Annotated in this window: 14 protein-coding genes; 6 read left to right on the top strand and 8 right to left on the bottom strand. The window is 51.5% G+C overall.

Features of this window, described 5'->3' with window-relative positions:
* Positions 1 to 143: 143 nt before the first annotated feature.
* Together P4D80_RS15015 and P4D80_RS15010 are read right to left on the bottom strand one after the other, a co-directional pair.
* Positions 144 to 692, bottom strand: coding sequence for a DUF3082 domain-containing protein (locus tag P4D80_RS15015; RefSeq protein ID WP_421654816.1), 549 nt, complete (start codon positions 690 to 692; stop codon positions 144 to 146).
* 260 nt (positions 693 to 952) lie between these two features.
* On the bottom strand, positions 953 to 1624 hold the full coding sequence (locus P4D80_RS15010) for a ComF family protein (RefSeq protein WP_421654815.1): 672 nt from the start codon (positions 1622 to 1624) through the stop codon (positions 953 to 955).
* Positions 1625 to 1751: 127 nt separating this feature from the next.
* Here P4D80_RS15010 and P4D80_RS15005 point away from each other — a divergent pair, with 127 nt between their 5' ends.
* Complete coding sequence (locus P4D80_RS15005) at positions 1752 to 4598, top strand: PAS domain S-box protein (RefSeq protein WP_421654814.1); 2847 nt, start codon at positions 1752 to 1754, stop codon at positions 4596 to 4598.
* Between the two features lie 236 nt (positions 4599 to 4834).
* Here P4D80_RS15005 and P4D80_RS15000 read toward each other — a convergent pair whose 3' ends face one another.
* The 3 genes from P4D80_RS15000 to P4D80_RS14990 form a co-directional block, all read right to left on the bottom strand.
* On the bottom strand, positions 4835 to 5041 hold the full coding sequence (locus P4D80_RS15000) for an RNA-binding S4 domain-containing protein (protein ID WP_421654813.1): 207 nt from the start codon (positions 5039 to 5041) through the stop codon (positions 4835 to 4837).
* Positions 5042 to 5291: 250 nt separating this feature from the next.
* Positions 5292 to 6803, bottom strand: coding sequence for an ABC transporter ATP-binding protein (locus tag P4D80_RS14995; protein ID WP_421654812.1), 1512 nt, complete (start codon positions 6801 to 6803; stop codon positions 5292 to 5294).
* Positions 6804 to 6809: 6 nt separating this feature from the next.
* Positions 6810 to 7874, bottom strand: coding sequence for a BMP family protein (locus P4D80_RS14990; RefSeq protein WP_421654811.1), 1065 nt, complete (start codon positions 7872 to 7874; stop codon positions 6810 to 6812).
* Positions 7875 to 8107: 233 nt separating this feature from the next.
* Between P4D80_RS14990 and P4D80_RS14985 the strand changes: the two genes are divergently transcribed.
* The 3 genes from P4D80_RS14985 to P4D80_RS14975 all read left to right on the top strand — a co-directional run bounded on the left by P4D80_RS14985 (position 8108) and on the right by P4D80_RS14975 (position 10144).
* The gene (locus P4D80_RS14985) at positions 8108 to 8263 is read left to right on the top strand and encodes a hypothetical protein (RefSeq protein WP_421654810.1); all 156 of its coding nucleotides are present in this window, start codon (positions 8108 to 8110) and stop codon (positions 8261 to 8263) included.
* A 105-nt stretch (positions 8264 to 8368) separates the two neighbouring features.
* The gene (locus P4D80_RS14980; RefSeq protein WP_421654809.1) at positions 8369 to 8944 is read left to right on the top strand and encodes a thioredoxin family protein; all 576 of its coding nucleotides are present in this window, start codon (positions 8369 to 8371) and stop codon (positions 8942 to 8944) included.
* Between the two features lie 48 nt (positions 8945 to 8992).
* On the top strand, positions 8993 to 10144 hold the full coding sequence (locus tag P4D80_RS14975; RefSeq protein ID WP_421654808.1) for an AI-2E family transporter: 1152 nt from the start codon (positions 8993 to 8995) through the stop codon (positions 10142 to 10144).
* On the opposite strand, the gene P4D80_RS14970 is transcribed toward P4D80_RS14975, so the two are convergent.
* The gene (locus P4D80_RS14970) at positions 10130 to 10777 is read right to left on the bottom strand and encodes a zinc-binding dehydrogenase (RefSeq protein WP_421654807.1); all 648 of its coding nucleotides are present in this window, start codon (positions 10775 to 10777) and stop codon (positions 10130 to 10132) included. The two genes, P4D80_RS14975 and P4D80_RS14970, sit on opposite strands and share 15 nt — an antisense overlap.
* A 21-nt stretch (positions 10778 to 10798) precedes the next feature.
* Positions 10799 to 11140: an alcohol dehydrogenase catalytic domain-containing protein gene (locus P4D80_RS14965; protein WP_421654806.1), complete on the bottom strand. Its 342-nt coding sequence runs from the start codon at positions 11138 to 11140 to the stop codon at positions 10799 to 10801.
* Positions 11141 to 11407: 267 nt separating this feature from the next.
* On the opposite strand from P4D80_RS14965, the gene P4D80_RS14960 reads away from it, so the two are divergent.
* Both P4D80_RS14960 and P4D80_RS14955 read left to right on the top strand, forming a co-directional pair.
* Positions 11408 to 11605 (top strand): hypothetical protein, encoded by a 198-nt coding sequence (locus P4D80_RS14960; protein WP_421654805.1) that lies wholly within the window; start codon positions 11408 to 11410, stop codon positions 11603 to 11605.
* A 405-nt stretch (positions 11606 to 12010) separates the two neighbouring features.
* Positions 12011 to 12565, top strand: coding sequence for a hypothetical protein (locus P4D80_RS14955; RefSeq protein ID WP_421654804.1), 555 nt, complete (start codon positions 12011 to 12013; stop codon positions 12563 to 12565).
* Positions 12566 to 12654: 89 nt separating this feature from the next.
* Here P4D80_RS14955 and P4D80_RS14950 read toward each other — a convergent pair whose 3' ends face one another.
* Positions 12655 to 14913, bottom strand: a complete 2259-nt coding sequence (locus P4D80_RS14950) for a Tex family protein (protein ID WP_421654802.1) — start codon at positions 14911 to 14913, stop codon at positions 12655 to 12657.
* Positions 14914 to 15091: the final 178 nt, after the last annotated feature.

Genomic DNA, 15091 nt, shown 5'->3' with positions numbered 1-15091 from the left:
AGGAACTACTGACAGAATGATATAGCTCTACGCGGGTGCGTTAGGACATTGGAATTAGAGAGGGAGTGGGGGGCTGCGCCCCCAGGCAGGGGGTTCCACCCCTGCACCCCGTCCTAACCATCATGACTACCGCTATAAAAAATTTAGTTCTTTGAAATAAAGCCCTTATGAGGTGATAGGGGAGATTTTGTTACCCCATCACTCTCCCACCCTCTCACTTCCCCCTCCCCCTTCTGGCTTCTGACTTCTGAGTTGTCCCATGCCTGATTCCCAGCCCCCAATCCCTCTCTCCTGTCTCCTGGTTTCTTTCTTTTTTCTTCTTCCTTCTTTCTCCTTTCTATCCCCCTCTCTTCCTGCCCTTTCAAGCGCTGAACTCCAAGCTGGATGCCTAACCCAAACAGACCCAGGGAAGCAAATCCAAAGACACCCGTCCCCAGGGTGCTCATGCCAATAACCAGCGTGCGCACGGCGGCGGCAATGCGATGGACGATGTAGTTATTGCTGTGGATGGGTTTGGCCGCAAAGGTATGGGCAATGGATGAAGTCATCTGGTAAAGGGCGATCGCAATCACACCTGCAACCACCGCACCCAGAAAACAGCGCCATGGACCGAGTTGCTTTTTGTCAGTATCAGAGGCTGAGGAGAGTTCTGATTGAACCTCTGATTCGGAAGATTGAGAAATTTCGCTCATGAAGAAAATTGGGGTGAACCACTGGATCAATTCTAGAGGGGAGAGGGGGAGAAGGGTGGATGGGTGGGAGGGTGAGGGAGGGAGGGAGGTGAAAACTCAAAGGGTTTGTCAATTTTTTGTGGCAATCCTGGAAAGGGGGTCGAGGGAATCAGGGTTTCGAGGAGTGAGAGCACTATTTCTGAGACATACCCAACTCAGAACTCAAAACTCCATCACCCCCTCACTCCTCACCCCTCTCTCTTCTTTCTAACAACCAACAACTAACAACTTTCTCTCAAGGCCCTTGCTACAACTACGATTCCATGAACGCGGATTCCATGTCGCCTCAGGGTTTGGGCAGCGGAGCGGGTGGTTGCGCCGGTAGTGTAGATGTCGTCTATCAACAGCACAGGGGTAGAGGGAGGTTTTTTGCAAAAGGTTTTTCCCAGGCTGAAGGCCCTGGCCAGGTTTTGTTCCCGTTCGGCTGGGGAAAGGGCAAACTGGGCGGTGGTTTCTTGCGATCGCTCCAGTCCCTCCAATACCAGTGGCAGTCGAGTGAATTCGCAAAAATGCTTTGCTAACAGATCCGCCTGGTTATATCCTCGTTGCTGGCGCTTGCGGGCATGAATCGGGATGGGAACCACGGTTAGCGAAGTAGCTTGATTTGCAACCAACCAAGAAGACGCAAGTTGCTGGGCGAGGAGACGGGCGACTTGGGGCTGATTGTGGTACTTAAGAGCCGCGATCGCCTGTTTCAGGGCTCCACGGTAGTTTCCCCAGGCAAACACTCGAGGCTGCCCCGCTTGAACGCGATCGCCTTCCGGTAACTGGCAACGCAGCACTCGCCGCTGACAGTCTTGGCAAAACTCGTGCGGAGTGGAGCGCTGACATAGCAGACAATTGGCTTCCAAAACGAATCCTGCCAGTTCCCGGAGCCACCCAAAGCTTTTCATAGAGATTTTTATCCAGGCTATCATGTCAAGAATGTGCACTCTTAGAGAGAGTGCCCAAATGTAGACGGGTGAAGCCACCTGGAGGATGTCATCAGTGCCCGCCTGGATCAATGTTCGTTTTCCAAAAATGCCTTCTCACTCGGCACTCCGAACAGTGGTACAGCCTGAACACTCCCGGCTAGTGCGGTATGGCGTAGCGGTTCTGGCGGTGCTTCTAGGACTGGGGCTGATGTTGCTGCTGGACCCCTGGATTTCGATGAAGGGGTCGCCCTTTGTGGTATTCTTTGCGGCGGTCATGATCAGCGCCTGGTACGGTGGCCTGGGGCCTGGAATACTGGCAACCCTCCTGTCTACCCTGGCGGCAAAGTATTTTTTTATTTCATTGATTCATGCCTGGCAGGTTGCAAATTTAGCGGACCTGGCGCGGTTAATTTTGTTTGTCCTGGTGTCGCTGATGGTAAGTTCCCTCAGTGCAGTGCGGCGACAGTTGGTTAAAGCTCTGCGAACAGAACGTGACCTGGTATCAGCGGTGGTCAGTACGGCGGGCAGCTTGATTGTGGTGCTGGATCGCCAGGGTCGGATTGTGGAGTTCAACCGTGCCTGTGAACGCACCACTGGTTACAGCTTTGAAGAAGTGAGGGGGAAGCATCCGTGGGATCTGCTGTTGCCAATGGAGTCGGTGGAATTCAGCAAGGAAGCTTTTCAAAAGCTGCGGGCAGGTTTTTTCCCCAGTGAGTATGAAGGTGTCTGGATTACTCGCCAGGGCGATCGCCGCTTTATTGCCTGGTCTAATACCGTTCTGTTGGATGATTGGGGTTTCGCTCGGTTCATCGTCAGTACAGGCATTGATATAACTGAACGCAAGCAGGCAGAACAGAACCTGCAAGAAACAAACCAGACGTTGCAAACACTAGTGCAATCCTCTCCGCTGGCGATCGCAGTCCTGGACCGGGTAGGTCGGGTCAAACTTTGGAATCCTGCATCGGAGCGAATGTTTGGCTGGAGTCAGGAAGAAGTACAGGGCCAGGTTATCCCCATCGTTGCCGATGATCAATGGGCCGAGTTTCAGACTAATCTGGAATCGACTTTGCGGGGTGAAGTTTTGAATGGGGTTGAAATTCACCGCCAACGGAAGGATCGTTCTCCGATTGCAATTGGTCTGTGGACGGCTATGCTGCGCGGTAGTCGGGCTCAGGATGACAGCATTCTGGCCATCATGGCGGATTTGAGCGATCGCAAACAGGCAGAAGCTGCCCTCAAGCTGAGTCAGGAACGTCTTACCAGCTTTTTTGAAAGCAATATCATCGGCATTGTGTTTGCCGATATCAACGGGGGCATTGAACAGGCAAACGATGCGTTTCTGCGAATGGTTGGATACACTCAGGCAGATATTGAATCCGGCTGCCTCCGCTGGAATGACATTACCCCGCCAGAATCCCTGGAAATCGATGCCTGGCACATTGCCGAAGCCCGGCAGCGGGGTGCCTGTACCCCTTACGAGAAAGAGTTTATTCATAAAAATGGCAGCCGGGTGCCGGTTCTGGTTGGTTTTACCCTGTTAGGTGAAGACCGGACACAGGCGATCTCCTTTGTGCTTGACCTAACTGAGCGTAAACGCCTGGAGCGCACCTTGCGGCGTCAAACCGAAAAGCTGGCAGAAGCCAACCGCATGAAAGACGAGTTCCTTGCCGTTCTTTCTCACGAGCTGCGAACCCCACTTAACTCCATGTTGGGCTGGTCACGGCTGTTACGCACTCGCCAACTGGATGCCGCAACCACTGCTCGTGCTCTGGAAACGATTGAGCGGAATGCCCGCCTGCAAGCCCAACTGATTGAAGACATTCTGGATGTTTCCAAAATGATTCGGGGGAAGTTGCGCCTGCAACCCCGACCAGCGAGACTGGAGCCCGTCCTGATAGCGGCAGTTGACGCCATGCGCCCAGCGGCAGAGGCTAAAAAAGTTCAGTTGCAATGCTCATTTGACTCCGGGATTGGAAACGTTTTAGGTGATCCAGATCGGTTGCAGCAGGTATTCTGGAATTTACTCTCCAATGCCATCAAGTTTACCCCTGAGGGAGGACAGGTACAGGTTCGGTTAACGAAAATCAGAGCGACTAAGCCATCAACCGAAAGCCGCCATCCCCTTTCATCGATTGACTATGCCCAGGTTCAGGTAATAGATACGGGCAAGGGCATCAGTGCCGACTTCTTACCATTTGTGTTTGATCGCTTTCGGCAGGCGGATTCTTCTATTACCCGACCCGATGGGGGACTGGGATTAGGGCTATCCATCGTTCGCCATTTAATTGAATTGCACGGTGGCAGCGTTTGGGCAGAGAGCCCCGGTCTGGGGCAGGGGGCGACATTTACGGTGAGACTTCCTCTGTTGGGCGATCGCACCCCCCACATGCCAGAGCAATCCATCACTGGCATTGACTCTCACGGAATTGACGAACGGGCCCGTGAAGAAAACCACGCTATCCTCAGTTCAGCCCAATCCCTGATTCCTACCTCCCACTTCGCCCAAGGGGAATCGTCATCCTCAGGAATACTGGCAGGTTTACGCATCCTTCTGGTGGACGATGAAGCCGATGTGCGTGATATTTTGCGCGCCGCGATGGAACATCATGGAGCCACCGTTGCAGTCGCCACCTCCGCCACCGAAGCTTTTAACTTGATTGCTTCTGGGGAAGAAAATGATGCACCAGAATCCTGGAAGCCTGATGTTTTAGTGAGTGATATCGCTATGCCCTTCGAGGACGGCTGTTCCCTGATTCGAAAGGTACGAGATTTGCAGGCAACCCGTGGCACGTTTACCCCTGCGCTGGCACTCACCGCCTTCGCCCGTCGGGAAAACCTGGATGAATCACTGGAGAACGGATTTCAATTATGTCTGTCCAAACCCATTGACCCTAATTCTCTGGTGACTGCCATTGCTGACTTGATGGGGCGATCAGGAGAAGTGGATGATTAATCGTTTGTCAGGGGTATAGCAGTTTTCATTTCAATGAGGTATGGGATTGTGAAGTACAGTGAGAATGTAGGGGTTCCACCTCTGGCTGGAGGCTGGCCCCCCACCTCCCTTGAAATCAGTGTTCTAAGCAACCTAGCGACAGCTATATTGCTGAAAAGCGGGATGAATCGAAACGAAGTGTCGAGCATACAGCATCCATTTCATTCCATTTCATATCGAGATTCAGCAATGCCTTGTCAGGCTTGGGGAAGCTGGACGGTAAAGGTTTCGCCGACTGTAGAGACGCGATCGCCCGCTACCAGCTTTCGTCCCCGGCGAGTTTCAACCGTTCCATTCACCTTTACTTCGCCTGCCTGAATCAGGAGCTTCGCCTCTCCACCCGTCTGCACCACGCCAACCAGTTTCAGAAATTGATCGAGCTTTATCGTATTTGTATCAATCATCAGCTATGGTATGAAATTAACGCTTTACTACAGACAGTAGGAAATTTAAAGCATCTTCTTACTTACAGCTAGTTTCAAATGCAAACTACTCTTTAGTCCTAGTCCCTAACCCCTAGTGGACAATGGCATAGATCCAGTAACCATTGGGTTGGGGAGTAGGGAGTAGGAGAGAGCCAGAACGATCTGGATTCCCCCCCTTTACCAATTAATTATTGACTACCTACTTAGTCCCTTAAAAAATGTGGCTAACTCAACTGGAAAACCCTGTACCTCCCGTCATAAGCAATCCTACATGTTCAGTTGTAGCCTTGCGGGTATCGAGAACATCGGCAAACTGACCTTCATACATCACGGCGATGCGATCGCTCATCGCCATCACCTCTTCCAGCTCAGTTGAAATGTAGAGAATCGCAGCTCCCCGCGATCGCTCTGCCAGCAGTGCCTTTTGCACATACTCAGTTGCCCCCACATCCAACCCCCGTGTGGGCTGCATGGCGATGATCAGTGCAGGTTTACCCGACAGTTCCCGCGCCAGAACAACCTTTTGCTGATTACCCCCAGAAAGCTGATTGACTCGCAGTTTGCCACTGGTTGCCCGGATATCAAAGGCTTGAATGGCATGGTTGGCATGCGTGTCGATAACCGTGTCGCGTAACAACCAGCGGCGGCAGAAGGGGAGTTGCTTAAAGACTTTCAAAATCAAGTTGCGGGCAATGGTAAAGCGCATCACGAGTCCCATCTTTTGCCGATCTTCGGGAATGTAGCCCAACTTCAGATGTTTGACTCGGTGCTGGGGAGACCAGTGGGTAATATCCTGTCCATTTAGATAAATAGTGCCATCGACCACTGAGCGTAGTCCAGCGATCGCATCTGCCAGTTCCCGTTGTCCGTTGCCATCCACTCCGGCAATTCCCAAAATTTCTCCAGCCCGCAGTTGAAAGGAAATGCCTCGTAGAGCGAGCAGGTTGCGATCGTCCCGTACCTGCAAATTCTGCACCTCCAAAACCACCGCTCCGGCTGGCTGTTCTATTTTGTCTGGCTGAAACAGCACCTCCCTGCCTACCATCAGCCGTGCCAGTTCCTGTCGGGTTGCCTCTTGCGTCGGTACTGTAGCTACCACCTGCCCCCGTCGCAGCACGGTCACCCGATCGCACAGATTCAAAACCTCTTCCAATTTATGGCTGATAAAAATAATTGTGTGATCCTGAGCCGCTAACCGACGCAGAACGTTAAAGAAACTATCCACTTCCAGCGGCGTCAGCACTGCTGTTGGCTCATCCAAAATCAGCAGCCTGGCCTTCCGGTAAAGTGCTTTCAGGATCTCGACTCGCTGCTGGCTGCCCACAGGCAAATCGTCAACCCTGGCCAGGGGGTCCACGGACAACCCATAGGCTTCAGCCATGGTTGCGATCGCCTTCGCCTTCTGGCGCAGGTTCAAATGCAGAGAGGACTCCGTTCCTAAAATGATGTTTTCAGTGACCGACAGTTGAGGCACCAGCATAAAGTGCTGATGGATCATCCCGATGCCATGCTGAATCGCCTCCCCAGGGGAAGAAATCTGCACTGGCTTGCCATTCAAATAAATCTGCCCCGCATCCGGCTGGTAAAGTCCCGACAGGATATTCATCAGGGTAGTTTTACCCGCCCCATTTTCACCCAACAATGCATGGATAGAGCCCGCCTGAACTTCCAGGTTGATAGCGTCATTGGCAACAAAGGAGCCAAAACGCTTGATAATGCCCTCCAGGCGAAGGTAAGCCATGAGAAATTAAGCGGCTCCCTTGACGCAACGGGTTTCTTTGCCACCTTCAGTACAGGCTTCAAAGGTAATTTTCCTGGCAAGAATCGCATCCTTGGTGGTATTTACCTTATCCTGAAGAGGTTTGGGAACAGCGGCGTTAAACTGGCCCAGGTAAAGAATTTCGGCCTCTTCCAGACCCAATGCATAGACCTGACCTTTGAGCTCGTTTTTAGAAGTCAGTTCCGCAAGTTTCGCGATCGCCAGGTCAATCCGCTTCACAGCACTGGTCAGAACCGCTTTAGGAGCAACCTCTAACTGGTCGGCAGTGTTCCCAAAAGCATAAACGCCCTTATCAGCACAGGTTTGAAGCACCGTTGGCGAAGCATTATCCAACCACTGATAGATCACATCAGCCCCTGCAGAAATGAGCGTCTCCGCTGCTTCCTTTGCCCTGGCAGCATCATTCCAATCACCTATAAAAGTAGAACTCACCTGAATATCTGGCTTAACAGACCTGGCACCCAGGATGAAGCCACGCAGCTCCTCCTGTGTCGCCTGAAACTCCTGCCCAGCAATGTACGCCATTTTTCCAGACTTGCTCATTGTTGCGCCAATAATGCCACAAAGATAACTGGCTTGAAGGTTTTCAATTAAAAGAGAGGCATGATTGGTGCCCGTAGCAGCCCCGTTCACCCCCACAAAGAAGGTGTTGGGAAATTGAGGTGCAACCTGTTTAATGGATGCATCAAATTGCCCACCGTGGGCATAGATCAAATTAAAACCTCGTCGGGCAAAATCTGAAAGGGCTTCCACCTGATCCGCCTGTCCCACTTTCTCAACATAGGCGACTTCAGCCTCCAGCCTGGATTTAATTTCGTTGAGTCCTTTGTAACCAGCCTGGTTCCACGCTTTGTCGGTAATGATTCCCGGTAGGACGATCGCAGCCTTCAACCCAGCAGCAGGTGTTGTGGGAGAGGCTGCGGGTGAGGTACCCGTTGTGGGAGAGGAGTTACTACAGGCTTTCAGCAATAAGCTTCCACCCACTGCGGCTGAACCATAGATGAAATGACGCCGACTGTACCTTCCCACCATGTTTTTCACTCCTCTCCTTAGCACTAACTACCTTGTGAAAAAGGGGGCGTTGCTGAATTTGGGTATGAAACAGATACTGTATGCTCGAAACTTCGTTTCGATTCATACTGCTTTTTAGCAATGCCTGAAAAAGGGGTACTAAGGAGTCATTAAAGAGCTTCTACAGCAGCAAGTCGTATTTTCGGACACATTTCGTTGCGTAATCATCTATGGGAAGGGGTTGGGAGTGAGGGGTGGAGTCAATCATTGCCTATGTTGTGGCTTCGGCGATCGCCTACATTTCTGCCAATGCCCCAACCGGAATTTCCCTTTTTGATGTCGCTCCCTTAAATGGAGTCGTTGTAGGTGCCGTTCTTTATATCCTTTTATCAAAGGCAACTCGGCAGTAGAGAGGGGTTGAGAGTTGGGAGTGAACCGTTAACAATAGAAGAGTAGAAAGGTGTTTTCTAACTCCAGGTTCCATGACTCTTGATTGACCCTATTCCCTCGAACCTATGGCTCTGACCCCCTCAACCATGCTGGCGCTTGGAACTCCTGCGCCAGATTTTTCGTTACCGGATGTTGTCTCTGGAAAAACCGTATCCCTATCCACCTTTGCCGATCAGCAGGCGCTACTAGTGATGTTTATTTGCCAGCATTGCCCCTATGTCAAACACGTGAAGGAGGAACTAGCAAAGATTGGGAAAGACTATCAGCACAGTGGACTGGGGATTGTGGCGATCAGTGCCAATGACGTTGCCAATTATCCCGATGATGCACCCCACAAGCTGAAGGAAATGGCGATCGCCCTCGGTTTCACCTTTCCGTTTTGCTACGACGAGAACCAGGAGACTGCAAGGGCATACACCGCTGCCTGCACCCCCGATTTCTTTCTTTTTGATGGCGATCGCAAACTGGTCTATCGGGGCCAACTGGACGATAGCCGTCCTGGCAATGGATTGCCCGTCACCGGGAAAGATCTGCGAGCGGCGATCGATGCAGCCCTGGCAGGACAGGCAATCGACCCTGAACAAAAACCCAGCATCGGCTGCAATATTAAATGGAAACCAGGAAATGAGCCGAGATATTAAAATAGGGGTGTTTTATGGCATCACCTGTTGTCCCCCCCTGGCGACTCTATGTTTGAAAATCTAAGCAAACTCCCTCGCCAATTTACAATTGGGCTTACGTTCCCCATCATTTTTCTGAATGTGTGGCTGCTGCTGGTGCTGGTTGAGCAGTTGCAGCCACTCGTCAGCATTTTGATTGTGGCAACGCTGATTGCATTTTTGCTGGACTATCCGATTCGCTTTTTGCAGCAGCTTGGGCTGAGGCGCATTTTTTCTGTTGGCATCGTGTTTCTGCTGGCGTTGCTGATTGTGGCCGTTTTAGTGTTGATATTGGGTCCGCTGATCTTGCAACAGGCGAATGAATTAATCATCCGTTTGCCAGATTGGCTACGCTCCGGTCAGCAGCAGTTAACCAGCCTTGAAGACTGGGCCGTGGCGCAACAGTTACCGATTGATCTGCGGGCTACCATCAACCAACTGATAGAACGGTTAACCAGTTTGCTGCGTTCTCTGACACGAGAACTCATCAGTCTGGCTTTCAGTGCGATCGGCAGCATTGTGAATGTGTTTTTGACAGTAGTATTTGCGGTCTTCCTGGTACTGAGAGGAGAAAGCCTCTGGCAGGGTGTTTTGAGCTGGTTACCAGCAGAGTGGGGCAGCCGGGTTCGGCTTTATTTGCCACAAAACTTTGAACGCTACATCGTTGGCCAGGTGACAATGGCCTCTATTCTGGCAATCATTCAATCCACAGCGCTGTTTATCCTGGGTTCGCCCCTGGCGTTGTTATTTGGCTTCATGATTGGCATTGGCAGCATCGTTCCCTTTGGTGGCTTAACGACCATTATTTTGGTCAGTTTGTTGGTTGCCTTGCAAAACTTCTGGTTAGGCGTAAAGGTGCTGGCAGTTGCAGTGGTGATTTCCCAAATCTGTGAAAACGTCCTTGCGCCTCGTATTGTGGGTGACTTAATCGGGTTAAACCCTGCCTGGATGCTGATTTCCCTGTTTATCGGGGTCAAGCTGGGTGGGGTGGTTGGACTGGTTGTTACCGTTCCCATTGCCAGCTTTATCAAAGGTACGTTTGACTCTATCCGTGCTAGAGGAGGGTTTGGTTCACCGTTGATGACGTTGGCACAAACGGCGACTGAGCAATCCATAAGCTCTGATGCGAACACTAGTTTAGAGGAGCGTGAGCAAAGAGTTAGTCAATCAGGGGTTTCCTGAGTCAGTGGTGGGAACCACAACGACCCGTCCAACGCTTTGCCCCTGTAGAACACGGTCAATCTGTTCTGGGAGTTGGGATAAATCAATCATCTGAGCCATATTTTTCAGATTGGCGGGTTTCCAATCTGTTGCCAGCTTGTGCCATAGTGCCAGGCGGGGCGGCATCGGGCAGTTGGCGGAGTCAATTCCTTGCAAGCAAACGCCCCGCAAAATGAAGGGATAAACCGTTGTGGATAATTCGGCTCCGCCCACCAGTCCACAGGCGGTAACGCATCCTCCGCGCGTGGACTTGAGTACCGTTGCCAGCATGGCACTACCGACCGTATCTATCACTCCGGCCCAGCGCTCCTTGAGCAATGGTTTGCCACTCAGGTCGATCGCCGCTTCTCTGGAAAGAATGGAGGTGGCTCCGAGCGATCGCAAGTATCCATGATGCTGCGCCACCTTCCCCGTCACCGCTGTAACCGAATAGCCCAACTTTGCCAGAATAGCGACAGCAAGACTGCCCACACTCCCCGTTGAACCCGTAACCAGCACATCACCCCCACTGATACCTCTGTGAATCAATGCGTCGATGCAGAGGGCTGCTGTCAAACCTGCGGTACCCAGGATCATGCTTTCTTTCAATGTCATCCCCTGGGGGAGCGGTACCACCTAGGCTGCTGGAACCCGAACATACTCGGCAAATCCACCCCAGGTATTCATACCTAAATCAAATCCAGTGACAATGACAGCATCATCGGCTTGAAACGCGGGAACAGTACTGGAAACCACGGTTCCGGCGGCATCAATTCCGGGGATGTGGGGGAAGATTTTAGTGACGCCGGAATGCCCGGTCACAGACAGTGCATCTTTATAGTTCAGGGAAGAGTAACTCACCCGAATTAAAACCTCACCCGCAGGCAATGTTTCAATTGGCTGTTGTACAACACGGCGGGTTACTTGAGCATCGCCTGTCTTCTCAACCAGTAGAGCTTTGAAAGTGTTAGAGAGCATGACAGTGGGTTGCTTAGTTGGAAAATGAGGAGTTGGGTATGGCTCAAACTTCACCCGATCAGGTGAACAGCTCAGGTGAGGGATTACGACAACCGTTGTGATTACTATCGAAGAGTTTGTGTTTCATCAACAAAGGAGGCGAAGCCATGCAGCCAATCGACGGCATCGCTTATGCATTTGTCAATTCAGCCGCCACTGGAACCGCTAACGTTTCCCTCAATTCGTGGTTCCGTGGACTGACCCAGTTCACCTGCGAGAGTCCCAGTCATGTTTTACATCACTTTTTTGCGTCGCACCTCTTCCAATCCAGAGAGTAATTCCCATTTCTCGGCTGCCCAGCCTCCATTGGAGGATGAACGGACCGAAGCTGCTGCGGTTCAAAGCCTCAATCAAACCCGGCGATCGCAGGAAACACTGAACCAATTCCGACAAACCTACACCCTGGAGCGGCGGTTATTTCTTTAGTAATCTATAAGCCCTGTTCCAGGGTGTAAAGAGGTACAGTGGGTTGCAGAGCACCTTCACTGTACCTCACACTCCCGTACCTCATTCAAATGAAAGCCGCTATATAGCAGTCCTAAATCCCATCATCAGCTAGATTGATGCTTACGCTACAGCTAACTTTTCAGTTTTTGCCCTTAAAGTGGAAGCAGGGGAATGTGAGTCTAAGTAGCAAGGCGTAATTCAATTAAGGATAATTTCGGGGGTGGAGGGGGTGAAACCCCCTGCCTGGGGAGCAGCTCCCATTCCTCCCTTTATAGTTAATTATGACTACCTACTTATTAATCTGGAATCATGCGCTGGTGTCGCGGCTGATTTCAGAACGGGTGCAATGAAATTCCAAACCCATTTACTTTTGGTAGCGAAACGATGTCGATCGGTCGAACTTTCCTCCTGCTGAGCGTTCCGCTAACGTTAATTGCTGGCAGTTATTTCTTTCATACAGCAAAAGCAACGGGCTCTAAACCCATTGAGACGATTAAGACCTTTCAGCGAGTCGAACAAACGGTTCGATCAGGGGTGAGCCCGGCGCATTATCCTCACCTGGTTGCTGAGGTGAACGAAGCGATCGCTCAACTCCCCGCAGATACGCCTCCTCGCGTTATTGAGTTGCTGCAAGGATCTTCCACGGCCTATGCACTGGCGTTCAAATATTGGAAGTGCGATCAACAACCGACTGGCAGCAGCCAATCAGAATGCCGCGATCGCAAGTTGGAAAAGGTAATTACTCAGTTTCCCCTGATCAAACGCAACATTACCCGCAGGCTAGAGCTACGCACCAACCCACCTACCTACCTCAGTTCATCCATTACTACCATAAACATGCTGCAACTGCTTCTAATGCAGGCAGAACTGAACCGGGTAGATGCGCACCTGATTTTGACTGGGGGCAAATACGATGGAGTTTACTCCAGTCAGGGCTAGGGAAATCTTTTCCCCGGTTCTTCCCGAATCAGGCGATATTTTCTGAATTGAAACCCTGGAGGGTTTGGCAGGATGCGTAAGTTCTGAAATTAAATTCGTTTGCCAAACTTTGCCTTCAGGTCCTCCAGAGTAGCTGATTGGGATTGAGGCTTTTTATCTTTGGCTTTGCGGTTCTGGGCTTCTGGTGGTTGATGATTGGCAGAACGCATAGAAAGGCTGATTCGTTTCAAGCCTTCGTTTACCTCCAGTACGCGTACCTTCACTACCTGTCCTACTTTCACCACCTGCTTTGGGTCGCTGACAAATCGATCAGCCAATTGGGAAATGTGAACCAGCCCATCCTGATGCACCCCAATATCAACGAAGGCACCGAAGTTGGCAACATTGGTCACAACGCCTTCCAGTTCCATCCCCACTTTCAAGTCTGAAATCTCTTTGATACCTTCCTTAAAGGTGGCGTATTTGAATTCAGCACGGGGATCTCTGCCGGGTTTTTCCAGTTCATTCAGGATATCGCGCAGGGTTGGTTCACCAACGGTGTCAGTCACGTACTTCTTCAAGCCAGCGGATTTGAGCCGGGCGGCAATTTCCGTAATTTGGGTCAGGGAAAGTTTCAGATCGGCGGCGATCGCCTCCACTACACCGTAACTCTCCGGATGCACCGCAGTATTATCCAGAGGATTGTTACCATCCCGAATGCGCAGAAATCCAGCAGCCTGCTCAAATGCTTTGGGTCCCAGTTTGGACACTTTGAGCAATTGGCGGCGATCGCGAAAGGCTCCATTCTCGTTTCGGTAGGCCACGATGTTGTTGGCAATGGTTGGGGTGATACCAGAAACGAAGGTCAATAGTTCCTTTGAAGCGGTATTAAGATCAACGCCAACGTAGTTCACGCAGCTTTCTACGGTTTCATCCAATTTCTTTTTCAGCAATTTCTGATCTACATCATGCTGATACTGTCCGACCCCAATGGATTTTGGGTCAATTTTCACCAGTTCGGCCAGCGGGTCCTGCAGGCGGCGACCGATGCTGATGGCCCCCCGCACTGTCACATCCTGGTCGGGGAATTCGGCGATCGCCACCGCACTGGCCGAGTAGACCGAAGCTCCGGCTTCATTCACCATCACTTTGATTGGCTTCCGTTCCAGCGAATTCAGCACTTCTGCCACAAATTCATCCGTTTCTCGACCCGCCGTGCCATTGCCAATCGCAATCAATTCAACCGCATATTTCTGAATCAGATGTGTCAGGATACGGGCTGCCTCACTTCGCTGATTGGCTGACTGATGCGGAAAGATTGTCTGATATTCCAGAAACTTGCCGGTCTGATCCAGCACCGCAACCTTACAACCGGTGCGAAATCCGGGGTCGATCGCCAGGGTTGGTTTCATTCCTGCTGGGGCCGCCAGCAGCAACTCTCGCAGATTGGCTTCAAAGGTTTTGATCGACTCAATATCAGCTTCCAGCTTTTTGGCATTCCGCACTTCGCTGATCAGGGACGTTTTCATCAAACGGTTGAACGCATCTTTGAGCATCTCCCGATAAAACTGACGAATCGCCGGAATCTTTGTGCGCACTTCGTGGGACTCTAGGTAAGCCAGAACCGCTTCCTCATCAAACTCCAGTTCCACCTCCAGAATGCCTTCCGCCTCGCCCCGGTAGAGTGCCAGCAGGTTGTGGGAAGGGATCGTTTTCACCCTGGCCCGATAGGAACGGTACATCTCAAACTTGGTCGAGCCTTCGGGGTGTTCCCCTCTGACTCTGGAGGACAGCATGCCCGACTCCATGAAGTAATCTCGCAGGTAGGCGCGATGCTCTGCCCGGTCTGCCACTTCCTCGGCCAGGATATCGGCAGCTCCTTTCAAGGCATCTTCAACCGTGGCAACTCCCTTCTCCTCGGAAATATATTTCGCCGCTTCCTCGTCCAGCGATCTGGCTGCGGCGTTAGGAAGATTTAGTGATTGAATGAATTCCGCCAGCGGTTCCAGCCCCTTTTCCCGTGCGATGGTTGCCCGTGTGCGCCGCTTAGGACGGTAGGGCAGGTAGAGGTCTTCGAGTTCGTTTTTTTGCAGACAGCCTTCGATCTGCTCCTGAAGTGCGGGGGTGAGTTTGCCCTGCTGGGCGATCGCCTGCAAAATTGTCTGTTTGCGCTCTTCCAGCTCAGTCAGGTAGGCGTAGCGGTCAAAGAGCTCGCGTAACTGGGTTTCGGTCATTTCTCCCGTGCGCTCTTTGCGGTAACGGGCAATAAAAGGCACCGTCGCCCCCTCTGCCAGCAATTCCAGGGCATTGGTCACCTGAAAGGGTTTGAGCGACAGTTCATTAGCCAGAAGTTGAGGAATGTTGAGCATTGCAATGATTTCAAAAAACAGTGGACCTCAGAGGGTTAAGGATGAGTAGCACTAGTAGATCAAAACAAAAGTTTTGAAGGGGTGGAGGGGGTGAACCCCCCTTCTGGGGGCGCAGCCCCCACTCCCCCCAGGTTGCAAAATTTAGTGTTTGCAACACTAGCCACCATCATTAACAACT

It is taken from the genome of Leptothermofonsia sp. ETS-13, from assembly GCF_049200465.1.
In the GTDB taxonomy this organism is placed as follows: domain Bacteria; phylum Cyanobacteriota; class Cyanobacteriia; order Leptolyngbyales; family Leptolyngbyaceae; genus Leptothermofonsia.
This window is presented reverse-complemented; position numbering and strand designations above follow the sequence as displayed.